The following is a 15,795-nucleotide window of genomic DNA, read 5'->3' as shown; positions in this document are numbered from 1 at the left end:
TAATTCTATTACAGGGCCGAGTTCAAAATCAACCGGTATTTAAGGGCAGTTTGGTGAAAAATAAAGGTGAAAGTTCGCCGCATATACGTTATTCTCTAAGAAGCATCCGGGAAGTTGAACCGTTGATAAACGAAGCAGGAGGAACAATAATGACCAAAGAATTCTCGCGCCAATATACAGACAGTGTGAAGCAGGAACTATTGAACAGACTCGGCCTGAAGCAGGTGTATTTCAAGGGACAGCAGGGCGAGGACCTGTTATATGAAGCAACGGGCTTTGACCGCGGTACCTCGCATAAGTTCTGTGTCAGAACGCGGAAAGGCACCGTTGACGAATGGGTAGGCGGGAAGTGGATGAAGGTCCGCAGCTTCTCAATTGCCAGCAAACAGGAGGGTTCAGAATGAGCAGCAATTCCCATTTGCAGTTACAGGTACAGCCTTTGACAGACATCAAGCATCTGAAGATTCATGGCAGAACGACCGGAGCGCTTAACCCCCTGACGTTATTCTGGACGGGCAGTGCGATAGAAGTGAACCTCCGGGCCTCCGAGCTGTGGCTTGAAGTAGAGTCCGGTTACGATCATCACGAATCCTGGATCAGTGTGCTGATCAACTCCGTTCCTGTCAGCAGACAGATGGTGAATGCCGGAAGGCACTGGATCTGCGTATTCAGAGGGATGAACCCTGAGACTGTGAAGAATATCCGGATTGTAAAAGAGGTCCAGGCGATGAGCGGCGACCCCGGCGCCTATCTTCAGTTCCATGCGGTCCGCACAGACGGCAGCTTCCTGCCTGTTGAAGCGAAGCCGTACCGGCTGGAGTTCATCGGTGACAGTATCACCTCAGGTGAGGGCGTCATTGGTGCCAAGAGTGAAGAGGACTGGATTCCCGCCTGGTTCAGCGGCGTTCATAACTATACAGCGATCACTGCCGAATCCGTGCAGGCTGAATTCCGGGTGATCTCACAGAGCGGATGGGGCGTGCTCTCCAGTTGGGATAATAACCCGGGGGGCAATATTCCTGACATCTATGAGCAGGTCTGCGGTCTGCTGACCGGTCCCCGTAATGAAGCGCTTGGTGCGCATAAGATGAATGATTTTACGGCCTGGCAGCCGGATGTGGTGGTAGTCAACCTGGGCACCAATGATGACGGCGCGTTCAACTCCCCCGAATGGCTTGATGAGAGTACCGGACGAATCTATAAGCAGCGGCTGAATGAAGACGGAAGCTATCATCAGGAGGATCTGGCCGCCTTCGAGGCTGCGGTCACGAGGTTCCTGGCGAAGCTGAGAGGCTATAACCCCGAGGCGCATCTTCTCTGGGTGTATGGAATGCTGGGCCTCTCCCTGATGCCGGCGATCTACCGTTCGGTGGATGGATACATGAGGTCTACGGGCGATAAGAACGTGTCGGTGTTCCAGCTGCCGAATGTGACGAATGAAACGATGGGAGCGCGGACCCATCCGGGCCTGCCGGCGCACGAGCAGACTGCAAGGGAGTTAAGCGGCTATATCCGGGGACTTTTGTTAGGGTCTTAACTGTAACGGCATATCCATTGAACAGTATAAGTTGCAGGAGCGCTCATCAGCTGATGAGCGCTTTGAGCTGCAATTCATCTATTTGACAAACAAACCGTCTGGACGGTATAGTAAATGACGAGGTGATGATGGTGAACAGTAATTCCAAACGCAGTCTGATTCTGGCTGCAGCTTCAACGATTGTTAAGAATAGCGGAATTGAGAAGCTTACACTTGAAGCGGTGGCTGCTGAAGCAGGAGTGAGCAAGGGCGGTCTGCTGCACCATTTTCCGAATAAAGACGCATTAATCTACAGTATGGTCTCAGGCATCACTAATGATTTTGTTGCGGATGTCCAGAAGAGGGCGGCCCAGGATACACGGGAGCAAGGGAAGTGGAGCCGTGCTTATTTGCAGTCTACCGTTGAAGCTGATAAGGATGGGCAGGACATGAATGTTGCGCTTAACGCAGCGCTTTTTACAAACGGTGAATTGCTGGATGAATTAAGGAAGCATTATACCGTCTGGCAAGAGAACATCGAGAATGACGGGCTGGACCCGGTAATTGGCTCCATTGTCCGGCTGGCTGTAGACGGCCTGTGGTTATCGGAGGTATTCGGGATCGGCGAGATCAGTGATGATATGCGTGATAAGGTCATCCGGAAATTAAATGAAATGATCCATTAAGGAGGTAGTCCCATTGAATGCTTATGTTTTACTATCCTTAGCCATTGTGAGTGAGGTCTTCGGCAGCTCTATGCTTAAGGCATCCAACGGGTTCAAAAAGCTCCTTCCCTCCATTGCGGTGGTCGCTGGCATGGGCCTGGCGTTCTTCAATCTGTCACTGGCGCTGAAAGAAATCCCTCTCGGGACAGCTTATGCCATCTGGTCTGGCGTGGGAACGGCGTTAACCGCATTGGTTGGCGTGCTGGTCTATAAGGAACGTCTGAATGTGCGAAAAATAGCAGGCTTAATCCTCATCATTGGCGGTGTGGTTCTGCTGAAGCTGTCAACGGGGGTGTAGAGATGAGAGGTTACTTAGCGCTAAGCATCGCTATTATTTCAGAAATCTTCGGTACGACTATGCTTAAGCTCTCCGATGGATTCAGCAGTGTGCTGCCGTCGATCGGAGTAGTGCTTGGAATGGGCCTGGCTTTTTACTGCTTATCAATCAGTCTTCGCACCATACCTCTGAGCCTGGCTTATGCCATCTGGTCTGGCGTGGGGACAGCGCTGACAGCACTGATCGGCATTCTGATCTGGAATGATCCGTTCAATCTGCTCACCGGCATTAGTCTGCTGATTATTATCGGGGGTCTGGTGCTGCTGAATTCACCGGATAAGGCTGGCGGGGAAAACGCCCCTGAAGCTACGGAGAATTAGGTCTTGCTTATCAAGCCTCCGGTATGCTGAAATGGAAGTAGGCAACGTGCAGGAAGTGAGCGAGAAGGAGCAACCGGAATGAGGAAAATGTACCTGATAGCCGCCATATGGCTCAGCCTATTACTGCTGGCGGCATGTAGCAATGGCACCGGCAGCGGTTCTGGCGGGAGGATTGCCGATACCAGCCTAAGTGCAGGTCCGGCTGAGGATGCAGCGCTCCATGTGCATGCTGCCAGATCGGATCAACCGCAGAGCAGCAGCCAGCCCTACCTGGGCAAGGTCTATAAGGTTGTGGTAGATCCGGGTCACGGCGGTGAAGATCCCGGGGCAGTCTCCGTCAGTGGACGCCTGGAGAAGGATTTCAATCTTAGCCTGTCAGAGCAAATCGCAGCCCGGGTGGAGCAGGACCCGCAGCTTGAGATTCTGCTTACCCGGACCGGGGATGCTTTTATCTCCTCACAAGAGCTGTTCCGGCCCCAGTTCGCCAACAACCTGGCCGCAGACCTGTTCATCTCCATTCATGGCAATACCTATGAGGAGGCATCAGCATCGGGTACGGAAACCTTTTATTATCATGAAGAATCCTTGGCTTGGGCCGAGACTATACATAAGCATGTCATTCAAGCTACCGGTCTCAAAGACCGCGGCGTGAAGAAAGGGAATTACTTCGTTCTGCGCGATACGGTAATGCCGTCGGTGCTGCTGGAACTGGGCTATTTAACGAATCCCGGTGACGAGGCGAAGATGTGGACCTCCGGATTCCAGGAGAGCGTGGCCTCCGCTGTTGTAGATGGGATAAGAGAGTATTTAGGGCTGGAGTGATGGATCACCACGATGTCAAAATGCACAAGGAGAAGCTTATGAACCGGATCTTAATTCTCGGATCAGGAGGATCAGGCAAGTCTACCCTGGCCCGTCAGCTTGGCGGCCTTCTTCATCTGCCGGTCGTACATCTGGATGCCCATTTCTGGAACCCGGACTGGGTTCCTAAGCCAAAAGAAGAGTGGGACGAACTGGTGCGGCAATACACCGACCAGGAGCAATGGATTATAGATGGTAATTATTCAAGGACCATGGAGCTAAGGATTAAGCGTGCGGATGTCATTATTTTTCTGGATTTACCCCGGATATTGTGTATGTACCGGATTGTGAAGCGTCGTCTTATGTACCATAACCAGACTAGACCGGATATGAACGAAGGCTGCCCGGAGAAGCTCGATTGGGCATTTGTGAAATGGGTCTGGAACTATAAGGCACGAAGCCGTGCTGTCACCCTGGAGAGACTCAAGCAGACCGGAGCTCACCAGCAAGTGCTGATCGTAAATACAAGGCGGCAGGTCAAGGAGTTGCTTCATCGCTTTGCAGAATGCTAATCAGCGCCGCACATACAGTCCCTTAAGGTCCAACTGCAGCTCACTTGAGATCAGAAGCAGGATCAGTTCCTCGATTGCTGATAGAGTGGCTACTAAGCATACAACTATTGTCCAGATTGCCTGATTCACATAGGGAAGCAGCAAAGGTGTAAGGAATAGCAGCAGTCCGGCCAGCTTGTTGCCGTAGGTATGAATGCTGCCGTAGGTGCTGAATTTGCGCAGAGCGGTCAGGATGGAGGCTCCCCGGATGACGGCAATCAGCGCGATCCACAGGATGAGGCCGAGGGTCAGACCAAGGAACGGATATAAGGTATAGAGTGCAGTGCCTGCCAGCGTCATATCGGCCACGGAATCGAGCTTGGCACCGAAGCTGCTAACCGTACCAGTCATTCGGGCAATAGGGCCATCCAGCATATCGGTAATTCCGCACAGGAGGTAGACTAAAGTGAAGCCCGTGCCCAGCGGCGCCAGGTACAGCAGCAGAAGAGCCAGCCCGATTCGGCTGAGCGTGATGCAGTTGGGGACAAGCTTCATGGCAACCTCCCTTTTTAACCGTGTAATGGGGATTTCCTGTCTAGCTTATTCGTATATATTCTATGCTTCATTATGCCTCTAAATTTGCCGATTGTCTTGAATAAGAAAGTACCCGTTAATATGGTGCAGGAACTGTCGGATGCATTCCCTGCGTAGCTGTTACTCTGATGGGGAGGAAAGGGAGGGACACGATGAACCTGCTGGAAGATATGAATGCTGCACTCTTCTACATTGAAGAGCACTTGGACGACGAGATCGATATAAAAGTGGCTGCGGGCTTCGCGTTATGCTCGGAGTATCATTTTACACGGATGTTCTCCTTCCTGGCCGGTATCCCGCTCTCGGAATATATCCGCCGCAGACGTCTTACGCTGGCTGCCTTCAAGCTGCAGGGAAGCCAGCACCGGATTATTGATGTTGCCCTGGAGTACGGGTACACTTCGCCGGATGCATTCACAAAAGCCTTTCAGCAGCTTCATGGCGTAACGCCTTCAGAAGCAAGATCGGCAGGGACACCCCTGAAGGCCTTTCCTCGAATGACTTTTCAGTTAACCATTAGAGGAGGCAGTGAAATGAATTACCGCATTGAGGAGAAAGAGGCTTTTCGGATCGTTGGACTCAAGAAAAGGGTAGCTATCCAGTTCAGCGGGGTGAACCCGGAGATCGCCGCCATGTGGCAGAGTCTGAGCATGGAGATGATAGGGGAGCTGAAGGGGCTGTCGGATATGGTTCCGTCAGGGCTAATCAGCTCGTCGTTGAATTTCTCCGAAGGCCGGATGGAGGAACGGGGGGAGCTGGATCATTATATCGGAGTGGCTACCACGCAGGAATGCCCGCCGTCCTACGCCAAGCTGGAGGTTCCAGCGTCTGCATGGGCCGTGTTCGAAGTGGTGGGTCCCTTTCCGGACACGCTCCAGAATGTCTGGGGCCGGATCTACTCCGAATGGTTCCCCTCTTCCAATTACGAGCAGGTCGAAGGGCCGGAGCTTCTGTGGAACGAAAGCAAGGATACCCACTCACCAACTTTTAAAAGTGAAATATGGATTCCGGTGCGGGAAGCAGTGCGCCGTTAACGGTGCAGGTATTCAGCCAGAGCGGACAGGGCTTCCAGTCAGAATGAATAGTGCCTCCTACAATTGGGTAATGGTAGTCTAGTATAACTAACTAGGAGGCATACTTCATGGAGTGGACTTTGGAAGATGTGGAAGAGACGAGCAGGCTACATCCTGAGTCGTTCTTTATTCCTGCAAGACAGGAACGGGAGACACAGGGTACGGGGAGAATGGTGCGGCTGCACTTCATGTTGACCCAACCGGCTGAAGGGCAGCCACGGGCTGAACGGATGTGGGTGGAGATCACCGGGAGAGATCCGGTTACCGGGCGGTACACGGGGCTGTTGACCAATACACCGGGGGTTATCCAGTCGCTCCAGCTCGGAGATCCGGTGGAGTTCGAGCCCAGACATATCGCCCAGACGATTCTTAGAGAAGGAGATCCGGCATGGGTCGAAGCCGGGGAGAAGGCGGGTATGGTCACCAGGCAATGCCTGACGCCAGGCAACGGTGTGCGCTGGATGTACCGGGAGGCCCCTACCCGTGAGGAGGACAGCGGCTGGCGGCTGTTCACCGGAGAAGAAGATAACGCTTATCTGAGCGACCCGAAGAATACGGCCATCATGAATGTGTATGATCTGATCGACCGGGACCCGAGCTTGCTGGAGCCTTTTAAAGGAGCTGTGGGTACAGCGTTTGAACGGAGCGGACCGGGTGCCGCGTGGGTAGAAGTGAAGAATTGGCGGTAAGCATGATATACTAGGCTGGCGGACACAGGTGACTGTGGCCCCGGCCTTTTTTACTAGGAGAAGGGCAGAAGGGCAGATATACATAACAGGTAATTAACTGAGAGGAAGGAATAGAATGATTGAATTACAGCCTAGTGAGTATAGTAGAATCAAGCATCTTTTAGCGCATAGTGAAGGAGAATTCATGCCAATCCGGCCAATCACGCGAATTTCTATGATTTGTACTTCTCCTCCAGTCAATGGCTTGCGGTGCTGAAAGAACCTTTGAAAGACAACACAGTGGAGCTCAGTAGAACACATTATAAGATGAACAGTAACGCTAAAGCTCCTGCTGACATTCAGGAGGATTCTGGAGAATTTGTTTTAACTAGCATCGATGAGCAGTTGTTTGGACGCTACATTCAGGAGATGGACGATAGTTACCGATTACTGTGGACTTCGGCTGAGACCTATCTGGACAGGGCATTTGGTTATTGTTATTTGAATGAGAGCGGATTTGTAAGCGCTTGTAATACTTTTTATGTGGGTGGCGGCTATATTGAACCGGATATCATCACGCACAAGGAATACCGTAATCAAGGGTTGGCGTTCAGACTGTGTCAAGAATTCATAGCGCTTAGCCGTCAGCGGCAGCTAACAATATATTGGGATTGTGATACCGGCAATACTGGCTCCAATCATCTGGCCGTTAAGTTAGGTCTGGTGAAGGTTGGCGAAGTTCCTATTCTGTGGTGGCATGAGAGTAAGGAAGTCATTGCGAAATATTTAGCCGCCTACAACTATAATACCTAAGATTGGATGCTGTACTTTTGTAAAATTCACTTGTGGAGGGGACCGACCTGAAGCACATATATTACTTACTGCTGGTCGTACTGCTCATAGCTGGCTGTAACACGAATAAGGAGACACAACTTACCCCTGAGCGGCCGGAGGTATTGGGAGAGATGCCTGAAGACATGCCTGCTGATTTCGATTTTCTCGTCCGGTACGGGTATGGAGAGGTCACCAAGAATGAGATCAATACGTATCAGGATACCGTGGTAAAAGATCTGATCATGAACGGAACAGCCACAGCGGATATTAATTTGACCGAAGATGAAATGCGCAGCATCTATGAGCGGATGAGAGGCATCCGAATCATGGGGAAGCTGGAGCTTGTGTCCCTCAAGCAGGGCTGCGCGGTGGTCCCTTACCAGGAAGACAGCTGGAGGATCACCGTAAACGGGTTCACACGGAATTGGTCCTGGTCCGGCGAGAATTGTGAGCTTACGGAAGATGCAGAAAAGCTGCTGGAGCTGCGGAACTTCATCGCGGACATCGTAGCGGGTAAAGAAGAGTACCAGGCATTGCCCGAAGCGGAAGGCGGCTATGACTAAGGAGAACTGCATATAAAGGTACGACTGCAAGCGTACTCCGCAAGTCCGATCCCAAAGGATCGGATTTTTGGTTTAATGGGATAGGGAAACAGCAACCGGACAGAGTAGAAGGAGGTTTAAATTCAGTTTAAATATGTCGGTTACTATCCTTATAGATTCAGCATTCAAGGAGGAATAAAGCATGAAGCAGACACAATCAGCAGGGCAGGGCGGCAGCTATGCCATTGAGGCGCAAGGATTGGTCAAAATCTACGGGAGCAACCGTGCCGTGGATGGTGTAGATCTCAAAGTAGGCACAGGAATGATCTATGGGGTGCTGGGTCCCAATGGTGCCGGGAAGACAACCGTAATTCGCATGCTGGCGACCCTACTTCGGCCTGACGCAGGTTCGGCGCGTATCTTCGGACATGATGTGGCAAAAGAACCGCAGATCGTGCGTCAGTTAATCGGAGTGACGGGTCAATATGCGTCAGTGGATGAGTCGCTTAGCGCGACTGAGAATCTGATCATCTTCTCCAGGCTGCATGGCCTGGGGCGTGCGGAGTCTCGCAGCAAGGCCTCTGACCTGCTGGAGGAATTCGGCTTGACGGAAGCCGCCAAGCGCCCCTTGAAGAATTTCTCCGGCGGGATGCGCCGGCGTCTGGATCTGGCGGCCAGTCTGATTGCGCAGCCTCCGCTCATTTTCCTGGATGAGCCGACAACGGGGCTTGATCCCCGGACGCGCAATCAGATGTGGGAGACGATCCGCAAGCTGGTGAATACGGGATCAACGGTCCTGCTGACGACCCAATATCTTGAAGAAGCGGATCAGCTGGCGGACCGAATTGCCGTGATTGATACCGGTAAGGTGGTCGCAGAGGGAACCGTTGATGAACTCAAGAGCTCGGTTGGCAGCTCCTCGCTTCACCTGAAGGTGGTCCATCCGCAGCAGTTGCTGAAGGCGCGGCAGATTGTGGAGCAGGTGCTTCAGGTACGCTCTAACCTGTCGGCAGAAGCAGCCAAAATTATCGCACCGATGGGGAACGTGGACCGGGTAACCGATCTGCTGATCGCACTTCGTGAAGCAAGTATACCGCTGCTTGAGATGAGTGTGCAGAAGCCAACGCTGGATGAAGTATTCCTGACCCTAACCGGTCATGGCGTCAAGGAAGATGCGGGGCTTGTCCCGGATAGTACACAGAAGAAGGAGGGAGTATTAGCATGAGTACTTTAATTAAGCCGGGTGTAGACCGTAATTTGAAAAACCATACCAGCTTCGGCCAAGTGGTACGTAATTCCTTTACGATGGCTTACAGAGGACTGCTCAAGATCCGGCGTACACCGGAGCAATTGTTTGACGTCACGTTTCAGCCGATTATTTTCACTTTGATGTTCACATATATTTTCGGCGGGGCGATTGCCGGGGATGTGGCAAGTTATCTGCCGGTAATTATTCCAGGAATCTTGGTACAGACCGTAATCACGACCTCCGTCGTTACCGGTGTCCAGCTACGGGAGGATATGGAAAAAGGGGTGTTCGACCGCTTCAAATCGCTGCCGATTGCCCGGATTGCCCCTCTCGCAGGGGCACTGTTAGCAGATACTATACGCTACACGATTGCTACGGTACTCACCTTCGTAATGGGCTACATTATGGGCTTGCGGCCGGAAGGCGGCATCGGCGGGGTTGCCCTGGCGGCGGTTCTGGTCATCGGATGCTCCTGGGCCATCAGCTGGATCTTTGCCTTTTTCGGTGTGATCGCCCGCACAGCATCCAGTGTTCAGGGGATCTCAATGATCGTGTTATTCCCGCTAACCTTCCTCTCGAATGCCTTCGTGCCGGTTGATACGATGCCGAAATGGCTTCAGTGGTTCGTGAATAACAATCCGATCTCTCATCTGGTCACTGCTGTCCGTGAACTGGTGAACCATGGAACGGTAGGCAGTGATCTGGTCTACTCCCTGATCGGAGCCGCTGTGATTGTAGCGGTCTTCGCTCCGATTACCGTGCGTGCGTATATGCGCCGGACGTAAGTCTGGTTCAGTAAGACGTCAACGAATGCAGGGATGCATCGGTTGGCGTTTTTTTGTATGCGAAAAACTGAACACAATGTGACCAGTCACGTTCAGGAATTTTGAGTCCATTCCGTTAGGGATAGCTCATAGTCAACAAAAGTCTGTAATTCCCCATGCTGATCTGCCCAGGCATTCTTTCGCACCGCTATTTTTCGGAAGCCGAGTTTCTCATACACATGCTGCGCTCTGGTGTTTTTAAGATTCGTATCCAGTATGATCTTGTGAAACCCCTGTGTTTCAAACAAATAACGGACCAGCATACCTAAACATTCTGTGCCTGCCCCTTTGTTTTGTTGATTGAAATTACAGATTTTAATCCCCATCTCCGCCACATGTCCAGAAACCGCACTGTAGCTCATTTCACCTGCGGGAGCACCATCGATTTCAAGAATCAGACGGCCTTTCCGTTCAGAGTCTCTCCCGGTCTGCAATTGGGTTAACACCTCTTGTTCAGTAATTCCTAAGCCCTTAGGAAATCCGGCATGTGCCATGACTTCTCCATCGTTCCACCAGTTGCATAACAGTGGAGCGTCAGCCACAGCTGCATCCCGGATGACCAAGTTACCTTGTTGCATATACAATCTCTACACCTCCATGATTCCAAATGAGCGTAGCTTCATCGTAGCATGCCATGATTTCCGCGAGAATGGAGAGTATTGTTTTATACAAATTGTATTAGGCTTAAGAGTACTAGCAGCGATAGATTCAGCAAAAGCCCCAGTATAGATAATTTGTTCCGCTTAACAATTCCAAGCACGCTGACGCAAACAGCGAAGAGCAGAAGGAAGTATACGAGGTACAGGGAAGTATCTGCGTAGAGTGCCAGGACCTTGGACCCTCCGTCATTCACAAACTCGCCATCATACAGGTTCTTGTACCTGCGGTTAGCATAAATTAATACACTGGTGATACAAACGGAGGATAATAACACAGGAATAGCAGTTAGACCTCTTGTCTTTTTCTCAAATCTGCCTGCTGTAACGGACCATACTCCATAGATGACAAATCCCGCAAGCAGGCAGATGAAGTACATCTGATAGAACATCAGCCCTTCCTCACGGTCCCCGGTTCCGCCCCCATCCGGTCCTGAAGCATATAATAATAAGTTGGTTATGACCAGCATGAAATTTAGGAGTGCGTATTTAACGGCACTAATTCCTATTCCCTTAATTCCTCTCATCTTACCCCCGCTAACTAGGGTTACTCTCCAGATGTCCCCTTGTCCGTTTGTTTATTAATAGTGACTTCATTTCTATCGATTTCTACTTGATAGTTAATTACTTTGCCTTGTTCGAATTTTTCACTAACCTCTTTACTTACAGAGTAGTTCTTTTTGGGATTGAGTGTAATTTTGAAACTGTGATTTCCGTTTTTGATCCTGAACTTTGCGACTTCACCAAACTTGATATTACTATCAATTTGAGAATTGATGTGTGTGTCGTCTTTTTCATCTACAGTCACAACTACACTTTTCAAAAATAATGGACTGTTATTAGTAATTGTCAAATTATACTCTTCATCATTTAAAGTTTTATTATTCGGTGAATCAGAGTTTTTACCATCGCACCCTGAAAACAATGTTAAAGATACTAAAACTATAGAAAATTTTTTAATAAATGACATATTTATCTCCTCCAATTTTATTTTATTTTGATTACTCCTTAAAATTAGAAAAAACAATTGGTTCAAAAGGGGCTAAACTCTGTTCTTTTTGATCAAAAAAGAGCTTGATTTCTGGTTGGAAAACAATATGTTCTCGTTTCTTAATAATATATGTACATAGAACTTCGTAGACTGCAATATTTTCTAATTTTTTTTCATCTACACTATCTTTAAATTCTTCTTTAATTTGATCCTCTGAGTATTCATCACGACTAATATTAACACTAATAATCTCAATAAATTCTCTTGCTTCATCAGGATAAATAATTTCTGACCGAATATCATTAGTTATAATTTTATTAGAATCTAGAATTTTATATGCGTAAGAGTATTTCTTTCCTATTTCTATTTTGTTTTTGGGTGCAAATGGCGATTCCATTATAGAGAGACCGTTTTGCTTACCAGAATAAAATTGTAAGTAAATGGGACTGATATTCTTTTTTATTTTTTTATTATCTTCGTGTTCAATAGCAAGATTATCAAGTAACGATTCTTTTAAATCTAATATATTGCTAAAGATTAGTCTTACAGAAAACCCTTCTTCTAACAATTTGGGATCATAAATTTGCCATTTTATATTTTCTGCATTGAATTTTATAGATTCTTTTTTTCCGTTTAATAAGGTTATTGAAGTATTTTGATCATTTAATTCGTTAAGCTCATCTTTTTTCAATTTATTTGTTTCCCCAACCAATAAAATTGAAGGATTAATGTCCTTTGAATGCTCTAGATCAATAGTATATACTCCGATAGCTTGGTTAAAATCTAACTTTTTCATTAGTATATCTGTGTTGTTATTCTCACATCCTGATATCAATGTGATAAAGAATATAAGTAAAATAATTGCAGACTTCCTCATATACTTTCGCAACCCTTCTAGTAGTAATACAAAATGAGAGTGAATATTAAGTATTCACTCTCATTTTTAATTCCTTACTTAATTCTACTAATTGTAACAAATTTAATTAAAGTGATACGGTTTGTAAAGCATAGTACTCATCGTATGCTTGAGTGAAAGCGCTACCTGGATATTTTACACCTAACTTAGTGATAGTATACGTATATTGATTTTGCGAATATCTTAAGACGATTCTTCCTTTGGTACCTGGAGTAGAATTGGGATAACTAATGGTTTGAGTTGTTGTAAATGCCACACTTGCACCGATGGTTGCTGCAATGTTAGCCTTCAAAAATTTTATATCTACTCCTCCACCGCCCGTAACAGAGGCGTTAACAGTTGTTGTAATTCCTTGTGCTGCTGAAACGGAGAGAGGATAAGCTACATAACTTGAGACAGGTGAAAATAAATTCCATCTGCTTGGCTGACTAATATTAGAGATAGAATATGTAGCTTGAGGAGAAATCTTGTCTACACTGAAGTCATTTGTAAGAGTGTTTTCTATATCAGATGTATTAATACTTTTGGTTGCATAATTACCGATAAATGTTTCTACTGCGCCATCTTCGTTAATTGTAATAGTCTCTTTAAATTCTGATGAAGCAAGGGCTGTAGAACTTAATCCGAAACATAAAGAACATGCCATGAATACCGATAAGACTTTTTTAGTAACTGGAGCTTTTCCTCTTTTTATTGAATTTTTCATTATCAAGTGCACCCTTTCTTTTTGTATCAATTTTTTGTGGACAGGACTAACGTTTAATTTAAAACCAATTAAGGCAACAAACCACCTACTTTCGGAATAAATGGTAATATAAATAATAATATAGAAAATATAAACACCTTACATCAATAAAAATACCATTATTATACTATAGATGTCAATCAATAATAAAAGTATAACTATAAAAGTATTTTTGTTTTTCGTTACCATTTAAATATGATTACATCTAATGTATAAATAATTGGACTGATTATAGCTATGTAATTACTATTAAGTAGGAGTGGTAGAATTATGAGTTATTATCTAATAAGTTGAAAATAATCTTCCAAATTACCTAGCACAATTATCCTGAGTTTCGTATCGGTTCATGATAAATTAACTTTTGTATGTATCTGACCATATGAAGGGAATGCTATCGTTTTAGTCAATATTGTAATTGACTCAAATCTTCTGAGCATAAATTTCCTGACCGTATTAGGGGGCTAATTCTGCAAATCGATGGTGCTAATGCAGTTCCAGTTTCAGAAGATGTGGCGGAGATTGGTATCAAGATTTGCGGGTTAATTCAACTGAATAAAGGAGTACAGTTTTTGGGATGCCGCTTCGCTATTTATTAATAAAGGGACTTCACAAGATCGTACTTGACACCAATCTAAAAAATGTCAGAGCATGGCATGTCTATAAGAAACACGGCTTCCGTAAAAACGCAGTGCAAAAAAATGTCTGGATAGATCACGATGGTGTACGATTTTATTGACTATGAAATATCTCTGACGGACAGGACTCTACGTAAGTATTTTTCCGCTTTTTTCAGAAACCTTCTGGAGTTGTGGCGCGTTAGCCTTTATAATATGACGAGAATATAGAATAAAGGAAAAGGTGTAACTTCATGAGCATATTAAATGTAGAAAAGCTTAGTCACGGCTTCGGCGACCGGGCCATCTTCACGGATGTCTCCTTCCGTCTGCTGAAGGGCGAGCATATCGGCCTGATCGGCGCCAATGGTGAGGGGAAATCGACCTTCATGAACATCATTACCGGTAAGCTGCAGCCGGACGAAGGCAAGGTGGAATGGGCGAAGCGGATGCGCGCCGGTTATCTGGATCAGCATGCGGTGCTTCAGCAGGGGCAATCCATCCGGGATGTGCTGCGCGGGGCCTTCCAATATCTGTTCGATATGGAACAAGAGATGAACGACATGTACGGCAAGATGGGGGATGTGACCCCTGAGGAGCTGGAGCAGCTGCTGGAGGATGTCGGAACGATTCAGGACATGCTGACCAGCCAGGACTTCTATATGATTGATGCCAAAATCGATGAAACCGCGCGTGGACTCGGTCTGACCGACATCGGTCTGGACAAGGATGTTAACGATCTCAGCGGCGGTCAGCGGACCAAGGTGCTGCTGGCAAAGCTGCTGCTGGAGAAGCCCGACATTCTGCTGCTCGATGAGCCTACGAACTATCTGGATGAACAGCATATCAACTGGCTGAAGCGTTATCTGCTGGATTATGAGAATGCCTTCATTCTGATCTCCCATGACATTCCGTTCCTGAATAGCGTGATCAACCTGATCTACCATATGGAGAACCAGTCGCTGTCGCGTTACGTCGGCGATTATGAGTATTTCCAGCAGGTGTATGAAGCGAAGAAGTCGCAGCTGGAATCCGCGTTCAAGCGCCAGCAGCAGGAGATTGCCGATCTGAAGGACTTCGTAGCCCGCAACAAGGCTAGCGTAGCTACCCGCAACATGGCGATGTCCCGGCAGAAGAAGCTGGATAAGATGGAGGTCATTGAGATTGCCAAGGAGAAGCCGAAGCCGCAGTTCAACTTCAAGCAGGGGCGAACCTCCGGCAAAATGGTTTTTGAGACCAAGGATCTGGTGATCGGGTATGATTCCCCATTGTCGCGTCCGCTGGACCTGAGCATGGAGCGGGGTCAGAAGATTGCCCTCGTCGGTGCGAACGGGATCGGTAAAACCACGCTGCTGCGCAGCATTCTCGGCCAGATCCAGCCTATCTCGGGCACAGCCCGGCTTGGCGATCTGCTGGAGATCGGGTATTTCGAGCAGGAAATGAAGGAATCGAATTACAACACCTGTATCGAGGAGATCTGGAACGAATTCCCGTCCTACTCACAATTCGAGATTCGTGCTGCACTGGCGAAGTGCGGCCTGACCACCAAGCATATTGAGAGTAAAATTGCTGTCCTGAGCGGCGGCGAGAAGGCCAAAGTACGCTTGTGCAAGCTGATTAACCGGGAGAGCAATCTGCTGGTACTGGATGAGCCTACCAACCATCTCGATGTCGATGCAAAGGAAGAGCTGCAGCGTGCGCTCAAAGCCTATAAAGGCAGCATTCTGCTGATCTCCCATGAGCCTGAATTCTACCGTGATATCGTGACCGATACCTGGAATTGCGAATCATGGACGACCAAAGTCTTCTAGAGAACCGAACCGGCAATATCGCCGGTAT

General features: G+C 47.9%; 20 protein-coding genes. 14 read left to right on the top strand and 6 right to left on the bottom strand.

The annotated features are described in order from the left end of the window. Positions 1 to 149 precede the first annotated feature (149 nt). From J2Z70_RS04040 to J2Z70_RS04010, 7 genes are all read left to right on the top strand, one after another. Positions 150 to 404: a hypothetical protein gene (locus J2Z70_RS04040; protein ID WP_036733179.1), complete on the top strand. Its 255-nt coding sequence runs from the start codon at positions 150 to 152 to the stop codon at positions 402 to 404. Beyond that, the gene (locus J2Z70_RS04035) at positions 401 to 1,537 is read left to right on the top strand and encodes an SGNH/GDSL hydrolase family protein (RefSeq protein WP_209869669.1); all 1,137 of its coding nucleotides are present in this window, start codon (positions 401 to 403) and stop codon (positions 1,535 to 1,537) included. The genes J2Z70_RS04040 and J2Z70_RS04035 overlap by 4 nt, the downstream gene beginning before the upstream one ends. 131 nt (positions 1,538 to 1,668) lie before the next feature. Beyond that, complete coding sequence (locus J2Z70_RS04030; protein WP_342592986.1) at positions 1,669 to 2,202, top strand: TetR/AcrR family transcriptional regulator; 534 nt, start codon at positions 1,669 to 1,671, stop codon at positions 2,200 to 2,202. Between the two features lie 13 nt (positions 2,203 to 2,215). Then, positions 2,216 to 2,539, top strand: coding sequence for a DMT family transporter (locus J2Z70_RS04025; protein ID WP_036733186.1), 324 nt, complete (start codon positions 2,216 to 2,218; stop codon positions 2,537 to 2,539). A 2-nt stretch (positions 2,540 to 2,541) separates the two neighbouring features. Continuing rightward, positions 2,542 to 2,898 carry a DMT family transporter gene (locus tag J2Z70_RS04020; RefSeq protein ID WP_036733189.1) on the top strand — a complete coding sequence of 119 codons (357 nt, stop codon included), beginning with the start codon at positions 2,542 to 2,544 and terminating at the stop codon, positions 2,896 to 2,898. Between the two features lie 78 nt (positions 2,899 to 2,976). Next, positions 2,977 to 3,720: an N-acetylmuramoyl-L-alanine amidase family protein gene (locus J2Z70_RS04015; RefSeq protein WP_209869664.1), complete on the top strand. Its 744-nt coding sequence runs from the start codon at positions 2,977 to 2,979 to the stop codon at positions 3,718 to 3,720. Beyond that, complete coding sequence (locus J2Z70_RS04010; RefSeq protein WP_245367969.1) at positions 3,720 to 4,271, top strand: DNA topology modulation protein; 552 nt, start codon at positions 3,720 to 3,722, stop codon at positions 4,269 to 4,271. Before J2Z70_RS04015 ends, J2Z70_RS04010 begins: the two co-directional genes overlap by 1 nt. Here J2Z70_RS04010 and J2Z70_RS04005 read toward each other — a convergent pair whose 3' ends face one another. Further along, positions 4,272 to 4,805: a CDP-alcohol phosphatidyltransferase family protein gene (locus J2Z70_RS04005; RefSeq protein ID WP_036733195.1), complete on the bottom strand. Its 534-nt coding sequence runs from the start codon at positions 4,803 to 4,805 to the stop codon at positions 4,272 to 4,274. A gap of 191 nt (positions 4,806 to 4,996) precedes the next feature. Between J2Z70_RS04005 and J2Z70_RS04000 the strand changes: the two genes are divergently transcribed. The 6 genes from J2Z70_RS04000 to J2Z70_RS03975 all read left to right on the top strand — a co-directional run bounded on the left by J2Z70_RS04000 (position 4,997) and on the right by J2Z70_RS03975 (position 9,995). Further along, a complete protein-coding gene (locus tag J2Z70_RS04000) occupies positions 4,997 to 5,878 on the top strand; it encodes an AraC family transcriptional regulator (protein WP_209869661.1) in 882 nt (293 codons plus the stop codon). 107 nt (positions 5,879 to 5,985) lie between these two features. After that, a complete protein-coding gene (locus J2Z70_RS03995; RefSeq protein WP_076081697.1) occupies positions 5,986 to 6,606 on the top strand; it encodes an immunity protein Imm33 domain-containing protein in 621 nt (206 codons plus the stop codon). Positions 6,607 to 6,825: 219 nt separating this feature from the next. Further along, on the top strand, positions 6,826 to 7,398 hold the full coding sequence (locus J2Z70_RS03990; RefSeq protein ID WP_209869658.1) for a GNAT family N-acetyltransferase: 573 nt from the start codon (positions 6,826 to 6,828) through the stop codon (positions 7,396 to 7,398). Between the two features lie 152 nt (positions 7,399 to 7,550). Next, positions 7,551 to 7,982: a hypothetical protein gene (locus tag J2Z70_RS03985; protein ID WP_209869655.1), complete on the top strand. Its 432-nt coding sequence runs from the start codon at positions 7,551 to 7,553 to the stop codon at positions 7,980 to 7,982. Between the two features lie 181 nt (positions 7,983 to 8,163). Next, positions 8,164 to 9,186 carry an ATP-binding cassette domain-containing protein gene (locus tag J2Z70_RS03980; protein ID WP_209869653.1) on the top strand — a complete coding sequence of 341 codons (1,023 nt, stop codon included), beginning with the start codon at positions 8,164 to 8,166 and terminating at the stop codon, positions 9,184 to 9,186. Continuing rightward, complete coding sequence (locus J2Z70_RS03975) at positions 9,183 to 9,995, top strand: ABC transporter permease (protein ID WP_036733200.1); 813 nt, start codon at positions 9,183 to 9,185, stop codon at positions 9,993 to 9,995. The genes J2Z70_RS03980 and J2Z70_RS03975 overlap by 4 nt, the downstream gene beginning before the upstream one ends. Before the next feature lie 92 nt (positions 9,996 to 10,087). Here J2Z70_RS03975 and J2Z70_RS03970 read toward each other — a convergent pair whose 3' ends face one another. From J2Z70_RS03970 to J2Z70_RS03950, 5 genes are all read right to left on the bottom strand, one after another. Then, a complete protein-coding gene (locus tag J2Z70_RS03970; RefSeq protein ID WP_209870200.1) occupies positions 10,088 to 10,612 on the bottom strand; it encodes a GNAT family N-acetyltransferase in 525 nt (174 codons plus the stop codon). 86 nt (positions 10,613 to 10,698) lie between these two features. After that, positions 10,699 to 11,217: a hypothetical protein gene (locus J2Z70_RS03965; RefSeq protein WP_209869650.1), complete on the bottom strand. Its 519-nt coding sequence runs from the start codon at positions 11,215 to 11,217 to the stop codon at positions 10,699 to 10,701. A gap of 20 nt (positions 11,218 to 11,237) precedes the next feature. Further along, positions 11,238 to 11,660: a hypothetical protein gene (locus J2Z70_RS03960; protein WP_209869647.1), complete on the bottom strand. Its 423-nt coding sequence runs from the start codon at positions 11,658 to 11,660 to the stop codon at positions 11,238 to 11,240. A gap of 31 nt (positions 11,661 to 11,691) precedes the next feature. After that, positions 11,692 to 12,477 (bottom strand): hypothetical protein, encoded by a 786-nt coding sequence (locus tag J2Z70_RS03955; protein WP_209869644.1) that lies wholly within the window; start codon positions 12,475 to 12,477, stop codon positions 11,692 to 11,694. A 187-nt stretch (positions 12,478 to 12,664) separates the two neighbouring features. Next, positions 12,665 to 13,303 carry a hypothetical protein gene (locus tag J2Z70_RS03950; RefSeq protein WP_209869642.1) on the bottom strand — a complete coding sequence of 213 codons (639 nt, stop codon included), beginning with the start codon at positions 13,301 to 13,303 and terminating at the stop codon, positions 12,665 to 12,667. Between the two features lie 907 nt (positions 13,304 to 14,210). Between J2Z70_RS03950 and J2Z70_RS03945 the strand changes: the two genes are divergently transcribed. Then, the gene (locus J2Z70_RS03945; protein ID WP_036733209.1) at positions 14,211 to 15,767 is read left to right on the top strand and encodes an ABC-F family ATP-binding cassette domain-containing protein; all 1,557 of its coding nucleotides are present in this window, start codon (positions 14,211 to 14,213) and stop codon (positions 15,765 to 15,767) included. The last annotated feature ends 28 nt before the right edge of the window (positions 15,768 to 15,795 follow it).

Origin of the sequence: Paenibacillus silagei (assembly GCF_017874735.1) — a bacterium.
Lineage (GTDB): Bacteria > Bacillota > Bacilli > Paenibacillales > Paenibacillaceae > Paenibacillus_AQ > Paenibacillus_AQ silagei.
The sequence above is the reverse complement of the archived record's forward strand: the minus strand, read 5'-3'. Positions and strand labels throughout refer to the sequence as shown.

Coding starts and splice junctions, on each gene's coding strand:
- J2Z70_RS03985 (WP_209869655.1), top strand. CDS start 7,551: ATGCCTGAAGACATGCCTGCTGATTTCGATTTTCTCGTCCGGTACGGG.
- J2Z70_RS03980 (WP_209869653.1), top strand. CDS start 8,164: ATGAAGCAGACACAATCAGCAGGGCAGGGCGGCAGCTATGCCATTGAG.
- J2Z70_RS03955 (WP_209869644.1), bottom strand. CDS start 12,477: ATGAAAAAGTTAGATTTTAACCAAGCTATCGGAGTATATACTATTGAT.
- J2Z70_RS04040 (WP_036733179.1), top strand. CDS start 150: ATGACCAAAGAATTCTCGCGCCAATATACAGACAGTGTGAAGCAGGAA.
- J2Z70_RS03950 (WP_209869642.1), bottom strand. CDS start 13,303: ATGAAAAATTCAATAAAAAGAGGAAAAGCTCCAGTTACTAAAAAAGTC.
- J2Z70_RS03960 (WP_209869647.1), bottom strand. CDS start 11,660: ATGTCATTTATTAAAAAATTTTCTATAGTTTTAGTATCTTTAACATTG.
- J2Z70_RS04035 (WP_209869669.1), top strand. CDS start 401: ATGAGCAGCAATTCCCATTTGCAGTTACAGGTACAGCCTTTGACAGAC.
- J2Z70_RS04010 (WP_245367969.1), top strand. CDS start 3,720: ATGGATCACCACGATGTCAAAATGCACAAGGAGAAGCTTATGAACCGG.
- J2Z70_RS04000 (WP_209869661.1), top strand. CDS start 4,997: ATGAACCTGCTGGAAGATATGAATGCTGCACTCTTCTACATTGAAGAG.
- J2Z70_RS04015 (WP_209869664.1), top strand. CDS start 2,977: ATGAGGAAAATGTACCTGATAGCCGCCATATGGCTCAGCCTATTACTG.
- J2Z70_RS03945 (WP_036733209.1), top strand. CDS start 14,211: ATGAGCATATTAAATGTAGAAAAGCTTAGTCACGGCTTCGGCGACCGG.
- J2Z70_RS04005 (WP_036733195.1), bottom strand. CDS start 4,805: ATGAAGCTTGTCCCCAACTGCATCACGCTCAGCCGAATCGGGCTGGCT.
- J2Z70_RS03975 (WP_036733200.1), top strand. CDS start 9,183: ATGAGTACTTTAATTAAGCCGGGTGTAGACCGTAATTTGAAAAACCAT.
- J2Z70_RS03970 (WP_209870200.1), bottom strand. CDS start 10,612: ATGCAACAAGGTAACTTGGTCATCCGGGATGCAGCTGTGGCTGACGCT.
- J2Z70_RS03965 (WP_209869650.1), bottom strand. CDS start 11,217: ATGAGAGGAATTAAGGGAATAGGAATTAGTGCCGTTAAATACGCACTC.
- J2Z70_RS04020 (WP_036733189.1), top strand. CDS start 2,542: ATGAGAGGTTACTTAGCGCTAAGCATCGCTATTATTTCAGAAATCTTC.
- J2Z70_RS03995 (WP_076081697.1), top strand. CDS start 5,986: ATGGAGTGGACTTTGGAAGATGTGGAAGAGACGAGCAGGCTACATCCT.